Source organism: Leisingera sp. (genome assembly GCF_034669605.1).
Taxonomy (GTDB): Bacteria; Pseudomonadota; Alphaproteobacteria; order Rhodobacterales; family Rhodobacteraceae; genus Leisingera.
The window spans coordinates 1-4,574 of the sequence record NZ_JAXMOX010000280.1 but is presented as its reverse complement, the minus strand read 5'-3'; the positions used below and the strand labels follow the sequence as shown (position 1 = coordinate 4,574).

The window sequence follows — 4,574 nt, the reverse complement described above, 5'->3', positions numbered from 1 at the left end:
CCCTCCATCGGCTGTTCGGCAAAGCTTTGCGGCCCCATCGAAGCAATGTCGCTTACGAGGTGGTTTTGCATCATGAAATCAGCAGTTTGCGGGCTGATTATAAAGTCGTCCTTGCCGCGGCCGCGGCACCGGAGCATTTCGGTGAATGCCATGTAGTCGTCAATTGTGCCGATCAACCCGCCGCCGCCGGAGTGCATTTCACTCTGCCAGAAGGATGAATGCGGATAACTGTCGGTCAGACGCAGGCTGTCCGTGCCGGTCTCTGCGGAATTCAGCGCCATGGCGTCACCCGCCAGCGGAGTATAGAGAGAGGCAAACCGGTTCCCTGCCCCGCTGGCCGGCTGGAACCCGGTCTCCGCCATTCCCAGCGGTTCAAAGATCACCTCTTGCAAGAGCTGGTCCAGTGGCTTTCCTGAGACAATTTCGGCAACGCGGCCCAGCACATCGGTCGACACGGAATACTCCCAGCGGGATCCCGGTTCGAACGCCAGCGGCAGCCGGGCAAGCCGGGCCACCATCGGGGTCAGTGTTCCTTGGTCCGGCTTGAACAACAAACCCTCCCTGGCCATGGCTTCCGGCAGGACGCCCGGGTTGAAAGGATAACTCAGCCCGCTGGTGTGGGTCAGCAGCTGATGAAGTGTCGGAGCAGTGCAGGGCCGGGTCTGGCTGATCCGGCTGGCCCCGGGCACCAACGCCTGCATATCGTTGAATTCCGGCAGGAAATCACTGACGGGGGCATCCAGATGGAACAGCCCCTGTTCCAAAAGAGACATCACGGCCACAGAGGTCACCGGCTTGGTCATCGAGTAAAGGCGCACCAGCGTATCACGGGTGAACGGCAGATCCTCCGCGATGTTGCGCAGGCCAGCCGCGTGGAAATACTGTTCCTCGCCGCGGCGGCGGATCAAAAGAGAGCTTCCTGGATACTTCCCCTCATCCACATAGCGTTGCTGCCAGCGCCTGATGGGTTCCAGCCGGTCTGATTTCATCGCCGTGCCCTCGCTTTGCTCTGTCTCGTTGATCCCGAATATGCAGTCAACGGGACTGTATACCGTGTTTCAAAAGGAGACGAGCCGGATGACGGTGAGTTTCAGGTTCCGGGGCACCGGTGCTGGGTTATTATTCAGCAAAAACTACACCGCCCAATGACTTTGCGGGCTTAAAATGACTGCACCCTGTGGTCGAAAGTGAGAGCAATAGACGGCCGGTGATTGTGCCGGGAGATCGCTTGCCTCAGCGGGTTCGGTAAATTCCAAATTTCGAATTTTTCGAAATCCGGCGCGTTTGCATGATCGCATTTGCAGAAAATTTGTCTTAGTACTTCAAAGGGAAGGACGAAAAGGAAACTGATCCGATGACGAGCATTCTGGTATTGAACGGCCCCAACCTCAACCTGCTTGGCACCCGGCAGCCGGACGTCTATGGCTCGGTCACCCTGGCGATGGTCGAGCAGGCCTGTGCCGAACATGGTCAGAATCTTGGCGTCTCGGTCAGCTGCTTCCAGTCGAACCACGAAGGGGCGCTGATTGATGCCATTCATGCGGCCAAGGGGCAGTACCAGGGGATCATCCTGAACGCCGGTGCTTATACGCATACGTCTATTGCGCTGATGGATGCCTTGATTTCCGTAGAGATCCCGGCCGTTGAAGTGCATCTCTCCAACATTCACGCACGCGAGCCATTCCGGCACACCTCCTATATTTCCAAGGCGGCACTGGGGCAGATTTGCGGTTTTGGCGCACAGGGATACCTGCTGGCGCTGGACGCATTGAAAGTACATTTTGAAAAGGCCGTAAATTTATGAATGTAAATGAATACCTGAACTTTCTTTGCGGCGCTCAAAGCCTGGAAGAGCTGTGGGACGGGCATGTCCGGCAAATGTCCAGGTTCGGCTTCGACCGGCTGATTTACGGCTATACCCGGTACAAGACGGAAACCTCGCTGGGGGATCCGGACGATTTTGTTATCCTGTCCAATCATGACAGCGTATATCTGAACGGCTTTCTGCACCAGGGGCTGTATTTCCACGCGCCGATGCTTCGCTGGGCGTTGGAGAATGAAGGCGCTGGCAGCTGGCGTATCGTGCAGGACATGATTGCCGGCGGTACCCTTGGACCGGAAGCCCGGCGGGTGCATGAGTTCAATCAGAAACTCGACATGAATGCCGGCTATACTGTCAGTTTCTACTCTGCGTCTCCGCGCTACAAGGGCGCGATATCGCTGGCTGCAAAAGCCGGCATGTGTCAGGAGGCGGTGGATGCGCTGTGGCAGAAGTCGGGCGAGGACATCGTGCTGATGAACAATGTGGCCCATCTGAAAATCCTCACCCTGCCCTATACGGCGCCGAACCGCAGCCTTACCAAACGGCAGCGGGAGGTTTTGCAATGGGTTGGCGATGGCAAAACCACGCAGGACATTGCACTTTTGATGGAGCTTACACCTGCGACGGTTGAAAAACACCTGCGCCTTGCCAGAGAGTCGCTGTCGGTAGAGACAACCGCCCAGGCCGTTCTGAAGGCAGCGCTGCACAATCAGATGTATATCATGGATGCCTAAGGCAGCTGCGTGGCTGCCGCCGCCCCTTGGCGGCTCAATAGGCAAGCTGCGCCAGCTCCCGGTTCGCATGCAAGAAGCGGAAACTCAACCGGTTTTCCACACCGCCGCGCCTTTACTAAGCTGTAGGAAGTATGGAATCCTATACTACCGTTATAGGTTGATATTCTGCATGTTGCCCCTGTTCCGTGAGTGGTGGCTTTGGCCAAGGAACTAATGGGTAACGACCCTTGCGATTTCAAGGCTCTCCTACCTGGTCAGGGATAGGCGCGTATTGATCCGCGTCTATTCCGGATACAGAGGGGCCTCGCCCATCCCCATCAGTGGGGTCCCTCACATTCCTGCTGCAGCTCTCCCGTGCCCTGAACACGGATAGTACATGCCAGCCGCTGGGCAGCCAGCGCCCGGCAGCGCTGTCCGCGTGCGGGGGGATACGGCCGAAACAAAACCGGCAGGGATGACCCTGCCGGTTTCTGAGATTTATCTTGAAAGCTGATCCGCCCGGATCAGCTTAAATCAGCCTTGTGCCGCCTTGGCAACTTCAGCGGCAAAGTCTTCTTTTTCGACTTCGATGCCTTCGCCGACTTCGACGCGGGCGAAACCGGTGATGGTTGCGCCTGCCTCTTTGGCTGCGGCTTCAACGGTCAGGTCCGGGTTCACAACGAACTGCTGGTTCAGCAGGGTCGATTCCGCGACGAATTTCTTCATCCGTCCAACGATCATCTTTTCAATCACCTGCTCCGGCTTGCCGGATTCGCGGGCGATGTCCATCTGAACCTGCTTTTCTTTCTCAACCACAGCGGCGTCCATGTCGGCTTCGGACAGTGCCGCGGGGTTGGCAGCTGCAATGTGCATTGCAATCTGTTTGCCGATCGCTGCGTCGCCGCCGGTCATGGCAACCAGAACACCGATCTTGCCCATGCCTGCAGCAGCGGCGTTGTGCACGTAGGACACAACGGTTTCGCCTTCCAGCGCGGCCATGCGGCGGACCGACATGTTTTCGCCAATGGTGGCGATCTTGTCGGTGATCGTCTCGGCAACGGTCTTGCCGCCCATGTCGGCAGCTTTCAGCGCTTCAACGTCGGAAACACCCAGGGCTGCTTTAGCAATGCCGCCGACCATTTCCTGGAATTCGGCGTTCTTGCCGACAAAGTCGGTTTCCGAGTTCACTTCGACGGCAACGCCTTTGTTGCCTTCGACGATCACGGCAACGAGGCCTTCTGCGGCGGTGCGGCCGGATTTCTTGGCAGCCTTGGCGAGGCCTTTGGTGCGCAGCCAGTCAACCGCGGCTTCCATGTCGCCGTTGTTTTCGACCAGGGCTTTCTTCGCGTCCATCATGCCTGCGCCGGTGGATTCGCGCAGTTCTTTCACCATAGCAGCAGTGATTGCCATCTTAGGCTCTCCTCAATTCAAAAACAGATTTGGGGCAGGTGATACCCTGCCCCGCATGTCAGTTCCGTGACGGGACGGATCAGGCGTCAGCAGCGGCGGCTTCTTCAGCCACAGCTTCTTCGGCCGGCGCGTCTTCCAGTGCGCCCAGGTCAACGCCTGCGGCACCCAGCTGTGCGGACATGCCGTCCAGTGCCGCACGGGCAACCAGGTCGCAGTACAGCGAAATGGCGCGCGATGCGTCGTCGTTGCCCGGAATGATGAAGTCCACGCCGTCGGGGGAGCAGTTGGTGTCGACAACAGCCACAACCGGAATGCCCAGTTTCTTGGCTTCGGCGATGGCCAGCGCTTCTTTTTTCACGTCGATGACGAACAGCAGGTCCGGCACGCCGCCCATTTCACGGATGCCGCCCAGAGACGCTTCCAGCTTCTCCTGGTCGCGCTCCATGCCCAGACGCTCTTTCTTGGTCAGGCCTTCGGCGCCGGAGGACATCTTCTCGTCGATTTCCTTCAGGCGGTTGATCGACTGGGAAACGGTTTTCCAGTTTGTCAGGGTGCCGCCGAGCCAGCGGTGGTTCATGAAGTACTGAGCCGACTTTTCAGCCGCTTCGGCAATCGGGCCGGCTGCCTGG

General features: G+C 58.2%; 5 protein-coding genes. 2 read left to right on the top strand and 3 right to left on the bottom strand.

Features of this window, described 5'->3' with window-relative positions:
* The coding region (locus VOI29_RS22680; protein WP_323783924.1) for a serine hydrolase domain-containing protein at positions 1-989 on the bottom strand (989 nt) is incomplete at its 3' end.
* A gap of 365 nt (positions 990-1,354) precedes the next feature.
* On the opposite strand from VOI29_RS22680, the gene aroQ reads away from it, so the two are divergent.
* Together aroQ and VOI29_RS22670 are read left to right on the top strand one after the other, a co-directional pair.
* Positions 1,355-1,804: a type II 3-dehydroquinate dehydratase gene (gene aroQ / locus VOI29_RS22675; RefSeq protein WP_323783922.1), complete on the top strand. Its 450-nt coding sequence runs from the start codon at positions 1,355-1,357 to the stop codon at positions 1,802-1,804.
* On the top strand, positions 1,801-2,556 hold the full coding sequence (locus tag VOI29_RS22670; RefSeq protein ID WP_323783920.1) for a LuxR family transcriptional regulator: 756 nt from the start codon (positions 1,801-1,803) through the stop codon (positions 2,554-2,556). Before aroQ ends, VOI29_RS22670 begins: the two co-directional genes overlap by 4 nt.
* Before the next feature lie 513 nt (positions 2,557-3,069).
* Here the strand turns inward: VOI29_RS22670 and tsf are convergent.
* Positions 3,070-3,945 carry a translation elongation factor Ts gene (tsf, locus tag VOI29_RS22665; RefSeq protein WP_323783918.1) on the bottom strand — a complete coding sequence of 292 codons (876 nt, stop codon included), beginning with the start codon at positions 3,943-3,945 and terminating at the stop codon, positions 3,070-3,072.
* Positions 3,946-4,024: 79 nt separating this feature from the next.
* Positions 4,025-4,574 (bottom strand): 30S ribosomal protein S2 (gene rpsB, locus VOI29_RS22660; protein WP_323783917.1); only part of this gene is annotated, 550 nt, incomplete at its 5' end.

What these genes read in the sequence shown, in the direction of transcription:
- aroQ (WP_323783922.1), top strand. Translation starts at nt 1,355, where the DNA reads ATGACGAGCATTCTGGTATTGAACGGCCCCAACCTCAACCTGCTTGGC.
- VOI29_RS22670 (WP_323783920.1), top strand. Translation starts at nt 1,801, where the DNA reads ATGAATGTAAATGAATACCTGAACTTTCTTTGCGGCGCTCAAAGCCTG.
- tsf (WP_323783918.1), bottom strand. Translation starts at nt 3,945, where the DNA reads ATGGCAATCACTGCTGCTATGGTGAAAGAACTGCGCGAATCCACCGGC.